The following is a 14,887-nucleotide window of genomic DNA, read 5'->3' as shown; positions in this document are numbered from 1 at the left end:
GCTCCGCACCGCAACCCGCCGCTACCGCCCCAAATACAGCAACCCAAAACCGCCGGAGCGAACTTAAAACTGGATAAAACTTGGGGGCAAGGTCAGCCGGTCAAGTAATTCCTCAAAAGCTTCCGTTTGAACTTGCTCAGCTTCTGTTTTCTGGATCGCCTCCTGTTGGTGCGTCCGCGAGATCGGTATTCCATGAACGCAAGCATTCATCCTCGTGGACTTCCAGCGGACCAAGACTTCCATTGCCACGCGTTGCCTTCGTGGATGGCCAAGGAAACCGCCCTTCGAGCATTTCTTTCGATCGTCGGCTCCATTCCCTGGTGACGCATTTGACGACTTTGCCAGCCACCTCATGGTCGTCGCATCGTGCGGGGTCAGCGAGGATCGCAATCGCGTTCTTCCAGATTTTCACTAATGTCGAAAGGTCGGGCTTTCTGAAGTCGGCTGACGGCCGAAACGAAAGCCTGTTTTGGCGGATTAAAGATTGGGCCTGGGTCGTCAGGTTGATCTGCTTTTCAGTCCTGTAAACGATTTGGGCCTTCATCATCGCATATAGGCACTTGTCGAAGAGTCGCTTAGCTTCCGCTCCCCCTGGCATCTCCTTACCCTGGTAAGCTTCAAGGATCGGGTATCGGATCGGACGCGCGATCCTCCTCAACAACGATCCGGTGTCCATACCCCGAACTCTCAGCGCCGCAGCAACAGCCCTCATAATTGCAAGCCCGCTAGGCACCACCGCCGGCTGAAGCCGAGCGCGTCCAACGGCGGTCAGTCCGAAGATAATTGCCGGATACTTCGTCTCGAATTCGGTGATCAGTCGTCGTTGCTTCAAGCTTTCGCAAAATGACAGAAGTTCGGTTTGAGCGTGATCTTTGAAGGCGCTCTGCTTAACGCAACAGCACGAACGATCTCGTGATTGAGGCGCTGATGTGCAGCCTTAGCGTTGAAAACAGCATCCGCTGCGATTTTTGCGGCGTCTTGATCAGTATCTAACTCTACGTTCATGCCCCACCCGGATCGACTCGAACCAAGCGATGCTAGCGTTCCACCATTTTCATTTCACCCCGTCCTTTTGCCGTATTCCGACAGCCGCCGAGACATCGCGTCTCCTTAACTCGGAACGGCTCAAGCGGCTTCAAGCAATTCCGGGATTTCCTGAGCCATCGCTTTGGCATCTTTGACCGTCAATGGCGGAAGCGCGTGGATCACCGCCGCTGCGGCTTCCTCTGGTCTAATCCTCGTTGATCCGATGTATTTTGCTGCTTCCGCGGCGCGGTCAGAGGAGACGTATTGCGCAATGGTTTCTAACATGCCGTTTTGCCACGCCAAGTCTGTGTCCCGCGTCTCCCATGTTTCGACGTCGACAAGCTGATGGCCGAATGACTGGAAGACTTGGATCACGTAAGTCGAGCAAGTGAGACCCATGGCAGGGTCGGAAAATGGCAAGAACTCGCCACTAGACGTGAACGCGTTCCCCTCCGAATAAAACCCGTAGGGGATAAACCCTCCGGAGTGACGAATTGCCAGTATACGTGCCGCGAAGGTTTGCCCGTTCACCTCATCATCTTCAAACAGGCCGCAAGCCGCCCAGAAATAGTCAGGCGATACTGCGTCGTCGCTCAGCATATGATGCCATCGAAGGTGCGAAAAACGGACAACGGTTCCGTCGCGATTAATTATGCCGACATGGTTTTGTGAAGCAGAGTTTCAATTCGGTTTCGTTCACGAGAAATTACTCTTAGCCGTCTGTAATGATGGCCACATTCTATAGATTTTTCCATCACCAATTCACTGGTTTCACTGCGCCCGCTGAACTGCCCCCATTTTCGACCGGAACTTAGCATTAGCAGCTCAAGCACTGGCTTGAGGAGAGGCTTATGTCTACGCCGCTAATCGCAGCAGACCTTGCGGACGTAAGGTCACTGGAATTCTTGGTGACCAGTCCGTGAGACTTGAGAGCGTTGGCAGGGACTGTAAATACGGTTTAGAATGCTAGCGCTTTCGCGAGACCGCTCTCCGAAAGTGTGGAAACTTGGCCCCCTGCGCGCTATCCCGCCGTGGGGGCCTTTTTTAAACAAACGTTTATTAGCGGAGACAAGCACGGAGGCGGCACGGTGGCGACTTCTGAATGCCCGGCTACGGAGATTCAAGGCCTCTGACCCGGCGCTTATCGTTTTGAGACAGGTAACCGTTCTCCGGCTCTCACCGCCCCTTTCAGTCGATTGCCCGATGGCGCTAATGGACAGACATAGCGGGAAGAATAGACGCACGAAGGAAAATAGGAGAAATTGAAATCGAGTATCAGTGCGCCGTCTGGACGGACAACTCCGAGATCTGCTCCCTTGATGGTGTCGAGGAGATATCGGCCACCGCCATATGTCTCGGTCCCTGAGGTCGCGTCGACAAACGGCAGGAACACGCCACCGCCGTACCCCTCAATCCAGTAAAGAGTTAATTCGCCGCCCAATCTGGCCTCCAGCCCCGATGTACGAGAGAACGCATGCATCGACAGGTCACCATCCACTCCTGTTGCGACGGTTATCCGTTCCGGCGTGACTGCGACAAGCTTTACCGTCAAGCGCAACGATGGATCATAAGAAAATGTCGTCGGCCCTTCGAACGTCTTGCGGTCCGGCAGTTCAATTGGCGACTGAGGATGGTCGCGAAACAGAGTCGAACGGGTGTCGCACCAAAGCCTCCAGGCAGCAACCACGTCCGGGCTAGAACGTACCTCGTAGTAGAGATTTGCGATCCTCTCGCGCCATTCCCACAGGTGTTGTGTCTCGTTCAAATCATATCCTCCCATGCCGGAAATCTCGCCGCTCTCGTCATCGAAACGCTCGCCCAATCATCGCGAAAACTTTGCCCAGGGGCACGTATTCGGTGGCGAAGGTACTTACTAACGCTATTACTGCAACGTTTGCGCAGCCTCAGTAACGCCGTAGAGCTCGGATCATCTTGCATGGCCGTGATGAAGAAAGCAGGCAACAGCATGACCTTTACTGCCGGTCGGCGTCAGTAAAGGATCGGAAGTCGCACAGACCGCCATGGAATGAGGGCAGCGGCCCCGGAAGCGGCATCCGGAAACCTCGGCCGAAGGCGAAGGGGGCTCACCCCGTAGAACAGGCGCAGGCCGGCGTCGCTCTAGCACCGGATCTGGTGCGGGCACAGCGGCAAGAAGTGCTTGGGTGTAAGGGTGCTGTGGATCGCCGAAAACTTCATCCGGTGCCCCCTGCTCCACGATGCGACCGAGATACATTACCGCAACACGGTCAGCTATATGACGAACCACGGCTAGGTCATGACTGATGAAGAGGTAAGTGAGCGAAAAGCGCTCCTTAAGGTCTTCAAAGAGATCAAGGATCTGCGCCTGCACCGAGATGTCGAGCGCCGAGATGGGTTCGTCGGCAACGACGAATTGCGGCCGGCCGATGACTGCGCGCGCAATGGCGATGCGCTGTCTCTGCCCGCCGGAAAAGGCATGCGGGTAACGCGATACGACCTGCGGATCGAGGCCGACGATGTCCAGCATCTCAGCCACGCGCTGGCGCGCCTGCGCCTTCGTGGCAAGGCCATGAACCAGCAGGGGCTCGGCCAGTGTCTCGCCGATGCTCATGCGCGGATTGAGCGACGAAAACGGGTCCTGAAACACCATCTGCATGTTGCGCCGCAGGGGCCGCAACGCGGCCTGGTCGAGCCCGGTCAGGTCGGAACCGGCAAAGCGCACGACACCTTCGCTGACCTGTTCAAGCCGCAGGAGGGCCCGGCCCAGCGTGGACTTGCCGCAACCGGATTCGCCCACAAGTGCCAGCGCCTCGCCCGGCCGGACACTGAGATCGACACCATCGACGGCACGCACGGTGGTGGTGATGACCTGACCGCGCCAGTTGCGGCGGCGCGTTAGGTATTGAACCTTGAGTGTCACGGCCTCCGACACGGGAAGAGCGTTGTTGGTCGGATCAGTCATTGCTGCTCTCCCTCAAGTCTCCAGCAAGCGGCACGGACGCCGTCGCCCAGATCCAACAATGGCGGCGCGACCGTGCATTTGTCGAAGCGGAGTGGACAGCGCGGCGCAAAGGCGCAGCCCTCGATGGGTTTGGTGAGTGTCGGCGGCGTGCCAGAAATCGCCCGCGCCCGATGGCCGCGCGGCTGGTCCAGACGCGCGATGCTGCTAAGAAGCCCGGCGGTATAGGGATGGCGCGGCGCCGCATAGAGCCGGTCGACGGGCGCCTCTTCGACCACGGCGCCTGCATACATGACCATGACCCGGTCGGCGACCCGCGCCATCAGGGCGAGGTCATGGGTGATCCAGACAAGCCCCATGCCGCTCGCTTGCTGGATGTCGCGGATCAGGCGGACGATCTCGGCCTGGACGGTCACGTCGAGCGCGGTTGTCGGCTCGTCGGCAATCAGCAGGTCCGGCCGCCCGGCCAGCGCGATCGCGATCATCACACGCTGGCGCATGCCGCCGGAAAACTGATGCGGAAACTGGCCGGAGCGCCGTCTGGGGTCGGGCACGCCGGTCCGTTCCAGCAGTTTTGCGGCCTCTTCGAGCGCCGCCTTCTTGTCCAGTCCGCGATGGCGGACGAGAACCTCGGCAATCTGCCGGCCGACGGTCATCAGGGGATTGAGCGCGGCGAGCGGGTCCTGGAAGATCAGCCCGACCCGACGCCCGCGCAGATCGCGCATCTGCTGGTCGGACTTGGCAAGCAGATCCTCGCCGTCGAAGGCAAGCCGTGTGGCGGAGACCTGCGCCTGGCGCTTCGGGTTGAGGCCGAGCACCGCAAGCATGGTCGTGCTCTTGCCGGAACCGGATTCACCGACAACGCCCAGCGTCTCGCCCGGGGCCACGTGGAAGGACACACCCCGCGCCGCATGGACCGGTCCGAAACGGACATCCAGGTCCTGCACGTCGAGAAGGAGATGGCTCATTGAATGCTCCTCGGATCCAGGCGATCGCGCAGCCAGTCGCCGAACAAATTGACGCCGAGCACGGTGATCGCGATCGCAAGGCCGGGGAACATGGCGATCCACCAGGCCTTTTGCAGATAGTCGCGCCCGTCGTTGAGCATGGCGCCCCAGGAGGGGATGGTCGGATCGATGCCGACCCCGAGGAAACTCAGCGCCGCCTGGGTCAGGATGGCCTGCGCCGTGGAGAAGCTGGCAACGACGATGATCGGCGCGGTGGAATTGGCAAAGATGTAGCGCCACAGCGTGCGCGGCGTGCCGACTCCGACCGCCCGGGCAGCCAGCACATAGTCCTGCACCTTGACGGTCAGCACCTGCGCACGCACCACGCGGGCGTAATTCACCCAGGTTGCCAGTGCCAGCACGATCACCACCGCATAGAAGCCGCCGCCGAGCGTGCCGAGCAGGAAGATCGCGAGCAGCGTAAACGGGAAGGCCAGTTGCACATCGACGAACCACGAAATGACCGCATCGACCTTTCCGCCGAAATAGCCGGCAAGGATGCCCATCAGGCTGCCGATGACAGCGCCCAGCAACGCGGCTGCCGTCCCGACCGCAAGCGAGATCCGGCTGCCATAGATGAGACGGGACAGGATATCGCGGCCGAGATTGTCCGCACCCAGCAGATGCTTGAGTGACCCGCCCTCGACGAAGAAGGGCGGTGCCATTCGGGCGCGCAGATCGATCTGGCTGGCGGCTAGCGGTGCGATCAGGGGCGCGAAGACGGCTATGGCGACGGCAGTCAGGACGATGGCTGCGCCGATGATGCCCAGCGTATTACGGGACAGAAAGCGTGTGACGGAGGGGCTCATGTGTTTCGCACCCGCGGATCGATCCGGTGATAGAGCCAGTCGACAAAGAGATTGATGGCAACGAAGCAGAAGGCAGAGACGAGTACCGTGCCCTGCAGCAGCGGAAAATCGCGCGAGGAGACCGCACCGATGGCAAGCCGCCCGATGCCCGGCCAGGCGAAGATGGCCTCGATGACCACGGCAGACGAAATGAGGTCGCCCAGTTCAAGCCCGGCCATGGTCACCACGGGCAGCAGGGCGTTACGCAGGGCATGAACCCAGACCACCCGCTTTTCGTAGAGACCCTTGGCACGCGCGGTGCGGATGAAGTCGGCATTCAGCACCTCGATCATGCCGGATCGGACGAGGCGACAGAGCCTCGCCGTCGACTGCATCGACAGCGTCAGCGCCGGCAGCACGAGGGAACTGGCGCTCTCGGAACCTGATACCGGAAAGAACTGCCAGTGGACGGCAAAGATCACGATCAGCATCAGGCCCAGCCAGAAGGCCGGAACCGCAAGGCCGATCATGGTGAAGAGGGTGATCGCTGCATCGATCCAGGTGTTGCGATAAAGGGCTGCGAGAACCCCGAGCGTCACCGAAAGCAGGAGCGCGATGAAGAAGGAGGCGAAAGCGAGCAGGAACGTGTTGGACAGCCGGTCCGCGACGAGACTGACCACACTCTGGTTGTAGACGAAGGACTGGCCGAGATCCCCATGCAGGGCGCGCCACAGAAACAGGCCGTATTGGGCAATGAGCGGCTTGTCCAGGCCAAGATGGGTCGTCACTGCACGACGCACCTCGTCGGTCGCATTGGGCTTGATCAGAAGCGCCACCGGGTCGCCGGTGGAATAGGCCACCATGAAGGTGGCAAAGCTGACGCCGATGAGGACAAGCAGGGCCCTCAGGAGCCTGTGGGATAGATAGTTCAATGCATTGTCTCCAGCGGCGGCTGAGCCCTGCCGCTTCATCAGGGCGATGGGGTCTTTTCACCGGACCCCATCCCCGTGGCATGTGATATCAGGCTTTCAGCTTGGCGCGGTACATCTCGACATAGTCGTCGGGACGGACGGGGAAGTCGAGCCGGTTGCTTACGCCGTAGATCGCCGGGAGGTACCACAGATAAATCCAGGGGCAATCCTCCCACACCATGGTCTCGGCTGCGGTCAGAAGCTTCTGCCGCTCCGCGTCGTCCAGCGTCACGGAAGCCTTCTTCACCAGCGCGTCGAATTCCGGATTGTTATAGGCACTGGAATTGTCCACGGCATCCGATGTCAGGATGACCAGCTCGACGGACGGGTTGATCAGAGACGCCCAGCCGTAGAAATAGATGCCCTTGAACGCCTTGGAGCGGATCATGTCGGAGAACTTGCCCGGCTCGTAAGCCTCGATCTTCGGCTTGAGATCGATCGCCTCCAGATAGGCCGCTATGGTTTCGGAGGCCTCTTTCGCGGCCGGATAGCGGCCATAGGCGATCGGGATCTCGAAATCGGTAAAGCCCGCCTCGGCCAGCAAGGCCTTTGCCTTTTCCGGATTGTAGTCGAAAGGCTTGAGATCCGGATTGTTGTTCGGTGGGTTGACGACCGAAACGATCGGCTTTGTCTGACCGCCCACCAGCGTATCGACCATGGTCTTGACGTCGACGGCATAGTTCAGCGCCTGGCGGACGCGCTTGTCCTTCAGCGGCTCGATGCCGTTGCAGGAAATGCCCATATGCATCTTGCGCAGGCCCGCCACGGAGACGACCTTGGACTTGTCCGAATTGGCATCGGCAGCCGTATCCGGTGTCAGGCCCACGGCGATATCCACGCTGCCGGCCTTCAGTTCGTTGATGCGGGACGAAAGCTCGGGGATATCCCGGAAGATCACGTCCTTGATCGCCGGCTCTCCGTTCCAGTGCTCCGAATTGGCCTTCAGCACGACGCGGTCGCCCTGCTTCCATTCCGTCACGACATAGGGGCCGGAGCCGATCGGCTTGGCACCCACCACATCGGCCGGGGTATCCTTCAGGTAGGCCGGCGCGCCGATGAAGGCTTCTTCCAGCCAGTATAGCATGTTGATCGTCGGTGCGCTGGTGACGAGATCGAGCGTCAGGGGATCGACGATTTCGATGGCCGTCAGACCGGTCTGTGGCCAGAGCTGGCTCTCGCCGTTGAATGGCGCGATGTTCATCCGTTCGAAGTTAAACTTCACGGCCGCGGCATCGAATTTTTCGCCATTGGTGAACGTCACGCCATCGCGCAGCTTGAAGCGCCAGCGGGTCGGCTCGGCCTGTTCCCAGCTCAGCGCCAGACGCGGCTCGTGGGTACCGTCTGCATTGCGGCGCACGAGACTGTCGAAGACGGACCAGATGACGCTTCCGATCGGATGGTTGTTGCGGATGAGATGCGGATCGAGCGTCGAGACATCGTCTTCCGACGCAATCACGACAGGTGCGGTCTGCGCGAAAGCACCACGCGGGAGGCTCATCATCGCGGCGAGCGCCGCGGCGCCCTGCCCAAGCTGTCGTCTGGTGAGAATTGGCCCTGAATTCATCCTACTGTTCCCGTTTTTTATTGAAGACGGCAAAAGCTTGCCCCTTTTCGCTAATTTGGCAATGGAATTTTTTGGAAAGTTTTTGCGATACCATTTGTCGAGCGAAAATTCTTGCGTAAAAAAGCGCCAGCGCCCGTCTTGCCTGCCTGTTAAGCAGTCAGCACCCGCAAACCCTTCGCTTCGAAAGGCAGGATCGTCTCCGGCGCCACATCGCTGTCGGTAACCAGAAGGTCGACTGCCGAGAGGTCGGCGACGCGGGCACTGCCCACATGACCGAACTTGCTGTGGTCGGCCAGGATAACGCAACGGCTGGCTGCTGCAATCATCGCCTTCTCAACCTCTGCTTCCTCCCAGCTGCCGGTGGTGAAGCCCTTGCCGGGATCAATCCCCGTGCAGGAAATATAGGCGGTGTCGGCATTCAGCTGACCGATCACGAGTGTGGAGAAGGGCGCGGTCAGGGACCGCTGGGTGCCGCGCAGCGTGCCGCCCGTCACCACGACGCGGATGCCCGGATGCTCGGCCAGAACGAGCGCCACGTCCAGCGAATTGGTCACGACAGCCACATCATTCAAGGACTTGGAGAGCGCGCGGGCAAAGGCCAGCGCGGTGCTGCCGGCATCGATCATGATCGTTTCGCCGTCGCGCACCAGGGTGGCCGCAAGCTTGGCGATCCGCTGCTTCTCCTCGGTGAAGGCCTGGCTTGCGAGATGCAGCGGCCGCTCGAATCGCGCCGCCCGGACAGCAAGCGCCCCGCCCCGGATGCGCCGGAGAACCTGCTGGCGCTCCAGCTGCTCCAGATCGTTGCGAATGGTCACGACCGAGACCCGCAGACTGTCGGAGAGGGTCGTCACGGATACTTTTCCGTCCAGTTCCAGCGCCTCCAGAATGCGCTGGTGACGCTGCATGGCGTTCAATGCGGTCATGATTCCCCCCCCCGACAGACACTGCCTAAAATTCATGCCAAATTTCTCGCCGGTGCGCTATCGCAAATTTTCGAAATTTTTCCTTGCGCAAAGAACCGACAACCTGCAGCCTCAGAGCCATTCAGGAGTGCGACAATGCCAACACCATCCAAGGACCAGCCCCACATGCTGGTCGACATTCTCCGGCAGGGTGAAGTCCTTGCCCGGCTTCTCGACCGTTACGACGAATTCGCCGCCATCGGCGCCCAGTCGCTGACGCCCGGATCAGGCGGTCATCTCGCCGCCTTTGGCTGCGGCGACGGCTGGTTTGCCGCGCGCGCCGTCGCGGCCATTTCCGCTTCCGCCTTCGACATCCCGATGGACGGCGTCACAAGCCTCGACTATCTGCTATCCGAGAACCGCAAGCCGGGATCGGCTGACCGGGCAATTGCCATTTCCATGTCCGGCACGGTGGATCGCACCATTGCCGCAGCCCATCGCATCAAGGCCGCCGGCGGCCGCTATGTGGCGCTGACAAACGAGGATGGCGCAGCCATGGGCGCCTCGGCCGATGCCGTCGCCTCGCTGAAAATCGACGATATCGCCCCGTTCCTCACCGGGACCACGCGCTACAGCGGCACCATCCTAGGCCTGATGATGCTGATCGAGGGAGCTGCCCGGGCCTCGAACCGCGAGCCGCAGGTGAGCTGCAAGGGGCCGGAAATGGCGGCCTTGCTGGCTGACACGATCCCGCAAAGCCTGGAGATCTGCCAGCAGCAATTGCCGGCCATCTGCGCCGAGGTGCTCGGCCAGGGGCTGGGCGGCGTGCGGGTGCTGGGTGCAGGATCGGATTGGGCGACCGCCGATTACGGCGCGGCCAAACTCGTCAAGGTGGTCCAGGCTCCGGTCTGGTCAAGCGAGATCGAGGAATTCGCCCACAGCCTGTTCTGGTCCAGCCGGAAGGACGAGCTGGTGATCCTGCTTGCCTCGACGCCCGAGATCGCCCGGCTTGCTTCCAACACCGTCGGGGCGCTCGGCCATGCGGGCATGCGCACGCTTGCCATCGAAACCGCCGGCCATGCGGTGGAGGGCGCGACCTACCGGATCAGCCTGCCGGCCACGCCCGCCTGGCTCTCGCCGCTCCTCACCCCCGCGCCGCTGCAGATGCTCTCCTATGCGCTGGCCGTGGAGAGCGGCTTCGACCCCAATGTCAGCCAGGACAAGGCCGATCCGGGCCGCTTCCTTGCCGCGCAGCTGCTCAGCCGGCGCTGCGAGCTCGTCTGAACCTCCGAAAGCCAAAGCAGAGCCATGAACCAGTCCTACGTTACTCCCCTTCTCCACCCCGACTCGCCGCTGGACAGCAAGGCGCGGGCCCTTGTCGAGATGCTCTTCGAGAAGGAGGCGCAGTTGATGGACGCGCTGCCGACCGATGATCCGCTGGACGAAAAGCGCAAGCGCCGCGTCGAGCTAACGCGGACCGAAATTCTCGGCCAGGCAGACGCGATCCGCACCACGATCCGCGAGGCAAGGGTGGCGACGATCGAAACCGCCGCCCATTTCGCCGGGCAGAGGATCACGCGCATCGTCATGACCGGCTGTGGCGATTCACTAGCCGTCATGGTCGGCGTTCGCGACATCTTCGAAATGCTGCTCGGCATTCCCGTCGAGCCGATCCAGGCGCTGGACTATGCCTATTACGCCAGCCGCACCACTGGCCCCGAGACGCTGGTGGTAACCTTGAGCTCCTCCGGCATGACGACGCGCACCGTCGAGGCCATGCTGATTGCGCGGGGTCTGGGTGCCAAAACGCTGGCGCTCAGCAACACGCCCGGCGCCGCCCTGATGACGGAATCCGATCGTGGGCTGCTCATCCGGGCCGAACGCAAGGGATGGCCGACCCAGGCCAGCACGGCGGCCATGGCACTGCTGGCGCAGTTTGCCCTCGACTGGGCCCGTGCGAAAAACCCCGGCGATGCCCGCGTCGAAAGCCTGCAGGCGGCGCTGGACGCGGCGCCGGGACAGATGGCCGACGTGGTGGAAACATGGGAGCCGGCGATCAGGCAGATCGCCGAAAAGGAGGCGGAGCGCGCCATCTATCTCTATGCCGCCGGCGGACCGGCCTTTGCCTCGGCCCTGTTTGGCGCGGCCAAGGCCAAGGAATGCACGCCCGATCAGGGGCTGGCCATTCCGCTTGAAGAATTCCACCACTACAATTCGCAGAAGGATGGCGATCCGCTGTTCCTCATCGCCCCCGACGGTCCCTCGATCTTCCGGGCGCGCGACACTGCCTTCGAGGGCAAGCGCTGGAAGGGCCGGATCTACAGCATCGTCACCGGTGACCAGCCCATCCTCGACGCCTATTCCGACATGGTCCTGCGGCTGCCGGCGGTGCCGGAGTGCCTGGCGGCCCTCGTCTACAGCGTGCCGGTGCAGCTCTTTGCCCATCACGTGGCGATGGAGAAATTCCGTCGCGAGGAACAGGCGCGCGGGTGAACAGGATGACGGATCCGCGCCTTGTCTGCCTCGGCAACCTGACCATCGACGACGTTGTCCTGCCGGACGGAACGGAACGGCCGGGATGCACGGGCGGGGATGCGCTCTATGCGTGCCTTGCCGCCCGGCTGTTCGAGCCGCGAGCGGAGATGGTGGCGCCTGTCGGCAAAGACTGGCCGAGCGCGACCAGCGCGCAGATCCGCTCCGCCGGCCTGTCCGAGGTCGGCCTCACCCCACGGGGCATCCCCTCGCTGCACAACCGCGTCGCCTATGATGCGGAAGGCGGCCGGGTATGGACGCTCTATAACGGCGACGAGGCGTTTCACACGCTGTCGCCGACCATGGCCGACATTCCCCTCCCGTTTCTGGATGCGGAGATGTTTCTCATCCTTGCCATGACGCTCGAAGCGCAGATCGATCTCGTGACCGGTCTCAAGAGCCGGACGGACGGCCTCGTGGTGCTCGACATGCAGGAAGACTATATCCGCGGCAATGAGGAGAGGCTGAAAGCGATGATCAGCCGGTGCGACATCTTCATGCCAAGCGCGGACGAGGCGCAACAACTGCTCGGCCATACGGATTGGGAGGCTGCGGCCCGCGCCTTTGCGAGCCTAGGGCCGTCCATCGTTGTGCTGAAGCTCGGTGCCGAGGGCTCGCTGATCCACGGCCGCGATACGGATCGCATGATCCGGGTCTCGCCGCCCCCCGGCCCTGTCATCGACACGACCGGTGCCGGTGACAGTTTCTGCGGCGGGTTCCTCGCTGAACTCCTGCAGGATCGCGGCGACCTCGAAGGGGCCGCGCGGGCCGGAGCGGTCGCAGCGGCCTTTGCGGTGTCCGATTACGGCGCCGACCCGATGTTTCGCGTGACGCCCGCCGAAGCGGCGGCGCGTCTGCAAGCCTGGCAGGCCGGCCGATGAAGATCTGCATCATCAATCCGAACACCACAGCTGCCTTCACCGAGCGCCTGCTGCAAAGCGCACGCGCCATCGCCGCGGCGGGCACGGAGGTGATTGCGGCGCAACCGCGGACCGGCGCAGCCTCGATCGAAAGCCATGCGGAGGAAGTGCTCGGTGCATTGGGCGTGATGCAGGTGGTGGCGGAAGGCGAGAAGCAAGGCGTCGACGCCTATGTGATTGCCTGTTTCGGCGATACCGGTCTTCACCAGGCGCGTGAACTCGCCCGCGGCCCGATCGTCGGCATGACGGAAGCCTCCCTGCAGGCCGCATCACTGATCACCCATCGCTTCTCCATCGTCACCCTGCCACCGCGCACGCGGGCCCATTCGCTGCGGGTGCTGCAGGAAACCGGCCTCACCCATCGCTGCACGGTGCGGGCGGTCGAGGTGCCCGTGCTGGATCTGGCGGACGAGGTGGCCGCCAGCGCGCCGATCATCGAGGCGGAAGCGCGGCGCGCGATTGCGCAGGACCATGCCGAAGCCATCATCCTCGGCTGCGCCGGCCTCAGCGATTTGGTCGCGCCTCTGTCCCGTTCGCTCGCCGTTCCCGTGATTGACGGGGTGATGGTCGGGCTGAAATTTGCCGAAGGCCTTGTTGCCGCCGGTCTCAGCACCTCCAAGCACGCCACCTATGCCGCGCCCCCGGCTGGTTTCCGCCTTCCGGAATTTGCCGAGCCTGCGCCAGAGAGGTTTGCCTGATGTCCGTGCTGTTCCAGAATGTCCGGGTTTACGACGACAACCTTTCCGACGGTGCCTCGGCGCCAACCTCGGTGCTTGTGATCGGCGACCGGATCGCGGCGATCGGCCCGGATCTTTCGGCCGCCACGCCGCCCGATGCCCATATCATCGAGGGCCGGGGCGATCTGCTCGTGCCGGGACTGATCAACGCGCATTTCCATTCCCCCGTAAACCACATGAAGGGCATGCTGCCCAGCCTGCCGCTCGAAATCTTCATGCTTTACGAGTCGCCCGACCTGGAGGCACTGAGGCCAAGCCCCCGGGAAGCCTATGTGCGGACCATGCTGGCGGCCATGGAAATGCTGAAGACCGGCACCACCTCGGTGCAGGACGACGCCTTCTTCGTGCCTCATCCGGCCCCCGACGTGATCGATGCGGTGATGCAAGCCTATCGCGATGTGGGCATCCGGGCCACGGTCGCACTCGACCAGCCGGAACTGGCGGAGCTGGACAAACTGCCCTTCCTGGCCGAGCTGCTGTCCGACGCCATGCTTGCTGAACTTGCAAATCCTCCGGCCTTCGGTCGGGAAAGGCTGCTCGACAGCTATCGCCACCTGATCGACACCTGGCACGGCGCGGAAGGCGGGAGGCTTTCGGCCGCCGTCTCCTGTTCTGCGCCCCAGCGCATATCGCCGGATTACATGGCCGCACTGGACGACCTCAGCCGCGCTCACGACCTGCCCTATTACGTGCACATGCTGGAGACCAAGCTGCAGCGGGTGCTGGCCACGGAACAGCCGCGCTTTGCCGGCCGCTCGCTCCTGCGCTACACCGCTGATCTCGGCCTGCTCTCGGACCGGATGAACATCATCCATGCGATCTGGATGGACGAGGCTGATTACGACCTCATCGCCGAATCCGGGGCGACGGTGGCGCATAACCCGATCAGCAATCTCCGGCTCGGCAGCGGCGTGATGCCCTTCAGAAAACTGCGCGAGCGCAAGATCAACATCTGCCTTGGTACGGATGAGGCTATTGCCGACGACGCGGTCAACATGTGGGGCGTGGCAAAGCAGGCAGCCCTGATCCACACGATCGGCGATCCCGATTATCGCCGCTGGCCCGATGCGGATGAGATCCTCGATTGCCTGTTCAGGGGCGGCGCCCATGCCATGCGGCGCGGCGACCAGCTCGGCGCTATCGCGGTGGGACGGCTCGCCGATCTAGTGCTCGTCGACTTGGACACGGCGGCCTTCACGCCGTTCAATAATGTCAGGCGGCAGATGGTGTTCTGCGAGAACGGCAGCGGCGTGCGCAAGACGATGGTGGCCGGGCGTATCGTCTATGACGGCTCCAAGCTCACCAAGGTGGACGAGCGCGCGCTGCGAGCCGAGGCGCGCTCCATCTTTGCCGGCCGAAAGGCCGCGCTCGAGGGCGCCCGCACCGAGGTCGCCCGCTGGCGGCCCTATTACGAAGCCATGGTTTCAAAGGCCGCCGCGCGGGATGTCGGCTTCAACCGCTGGCTGGGCTACAGCGGCACCTGATCCGACTTTGCAAGGAGA

15 protein-coding genes are annotated in these 14,887 nt (G+C 62.3%); 5 read left to right on the top strand and 10 right to left on the bottom strand.

Annotation, left to right across the window (positions count from 1 at the left end; translation table 11 throughout):
* Nucleotides 1–136 precede the first annotated feature (136 nt).
* The 10 genes from FHT77_RS30230 to FHT77_RS30185 all read right to left on the bottom strand — a co-directional run bounded on the left by FHT77_RS30230 (nucleotide 137) and on the right by FHT77_RS30185 (nucleotide 9,217).
* Nucleotides 137–832, bottom strand: a complete 696-nt coding sequence (locus FHT77_RS30230; RefSeq protein ID WP_183759163.1) for a hypothetical protein — start codon at nucleotides 830–832, stop codon at nucleotides 137–139.
* A complete protein-coding gene (locus tag FHT77_RS30225) occupies nucleotides 829–1,005 on the bottom strand; it encodes a hypothetical protein (protein WP_183759162.1) in 177 nt (58 codons plus the stop codon). Before FHT77_RS30225 ends, FHT77_RS30230 begins: the two co-directional genes overlap by 4 nt.
* A gap of 120 nt (nucleotides 1,006–1,125) precedes the next feature.
* Entirely contained in the window at nucleotides 1,126–1,626 is a 501-nt protein-coding gene (locus tag FHT77_RS30220; protein WP_183759161.1) for a hypothetical protein, read from the bottom strand.
* 541 nt (nucleotides 1,627–2,167) lie between these two features.
* Nucleotides 2,168–2,806: a DUF1684 domain-containing protein gene (locus FHT77_RS30215; RefSeq protein ID WP_183759165.1), complete on the bottom strand. Its 639-nt coding sequence runs from the start codon at nucleotides 2,804–2,806 to the stop codon at nucleotides 2,168–2,170.
* 147 nt (nucleotides 2,807–2,953) lie between these two features.
* Nucleotides 2,954–3,967, bottom strand: a complete 1,014-nt coding sequence (locus tag FHT77_RS30210; protein WP_183759160.1) for an ABC transporter ATP-binding protein — start codon at nucleotides 3,965–3,967, stop codon at nucleotides 2,954–2,956.
* Complete coding sequence (locus tag FHT77_RS30205) at nucleotides 3,964–4,932, bottom strand: ABC transporter ATP-binding protein (RefSeq protein WP_183759159.1); 969 nt, start codon at nucleotides 4,930–4,932, stop codon at nucleotides 3,964–3,966. The genes FHT77_RS30210 and FHT77_RS30205 overlap by 4 nt, the downstream gene beginning before the upstream one ends.
* Nucleotides 4,929–5,780, bottom strand: coding sequence for an ABC transporter permease (locus FHT77_RS30200; protein WP_183759158.1), 852 nt, complete (start codon nucleotides 5,778–5,780; stop codon nucleotides 4,929–4,931). Before FHT77_RS30200 ends, FHT77_RS30205 begins: the two co-directional genes overlap by 4 nt.
* Entirely contained in the window at nucleotides 5,777–6,691 is a 915-nt protein-coding gene (locus FHT77_RS30195) for an ABC transporter permease (RefSeq protein WP_183759157.1), read from the bottom strand. Before FHT77_RS30195 ends, FHT77_RS30200 begins: the two co-directional genes overlap by 4 nt.
* A gap of 88 nt (nucleotides 6,692–6,779) precedes the next feature.
* Entirely contained in the window at nucleotides 6,780–8,294 is a 1,515-nt protein-coding gene (locus tag FHT77_RS30190; protein ID WP_183759156.1) for an ABC transporter substrate-binding protein, read from the bottom strand.
* Nucleotides 8,295–8,443: 149 nt separating this feature from the next.
* On the bottom strand, nucleotides 8,444–9,217 hold the full coding sequence (locus FHT77_RS30185) for a DeoR/GlpR family DNA-binding transcription regulator (protein WP_183759155.1): 774 nt from the start codon (nucleotides 9,215–9,217) through the stop codon (nucleotides 8,444–8,446).
* A 135-nt stretch (nucleotides 9,218–9,352) separates the two neighbouring features.
* Between FHT77_RS30185 and FHT77_RS30180 the strand changes: the two genes are divergently transcribed.
* From FHT77_RS30180 to FHT77_RS30160, 5 genes are read left to right on the top strand one after another with little or no spacing between them, the layout of a single operon-like run.
* Nucleotides 9,353–10,480, top strand: coding sequence for an SIS domain-containing protein (locus FHT77_RS30180; RefSeq protein ID WP_183759154.1), 1,128 nt, complete (start codon nucleotides 9,353–9,355; stop codon nucleotides 10,478–10,480).
* A gap of 24 nt (nucleotides 10,481–10,504) precedes the next feature.
* Entirely contained in the window at nucleotides 10,505–11,689 is a 1,185-nt protein-coding gene (locus FHT77_RS30175; RefSeq protein WP_183759153.1) for an SIS domain-containing protein, read from the top strand.
* Between the two features lie 5 nt (nucleotides 11,690–11,694).
* Nucleotides 11,695–12,609, top strand: coding sequence for a carbohydrate kinase family protein (locus FHT77_RS30170; protein ID WP_183759152.1), 915 nt, complete (start codon nucleotides 11,695–11,697; stop codon nucleotides 12,607–12,609).
* On the top strand, nucleotides 12,606–13,346 hold the full coding sequence (locus FHT77_RS30165; RefSeq protein ID WP_183759151.1) for an aspartate/glutamate racemase family protein: 741 nt from the start codon (nucleotides 12,606–12,608) through the stop codon (nucleotides 13,344–13,346). Before FHT77_RS30170 ends, FHT77_RS30165 begins: the two co-directional genes overlap by 4 nt.
* Nucleotides 13,346–14,869: an amidohydrolase family protein gene (locus FHT77_RS30160; RefSeq protein ID WP_183759150.1), complete on the top strand. Its 1,524-nt coding sequence runs from the start codon at nucleotides 13,346–13,348 to the stop codon at nucleotides 14,867–14,869. The genes FHT77_RS30165 and FHT77_RS30160 overlap by 1 nt, the downstream gene beginning before the upstream one ends.
* The last annotated feature ends 18 nt before the right edge of the window (nucleotides 14,870–14,887 follow it).

The organism is Rhizobium sp. BK181, assembly GCF_014193305.1.
Lineage (GTDB): Bacteria > Pseudomonadota > Alphaproteobacteria > Rhizobiales > Rhizobiaceae > Rhizobium.
The sequence above is the reverse complement of the archived record's forward strand: the minus strand, read 5'-3'. Positions and strand labels throughout refer to the sequence as shown.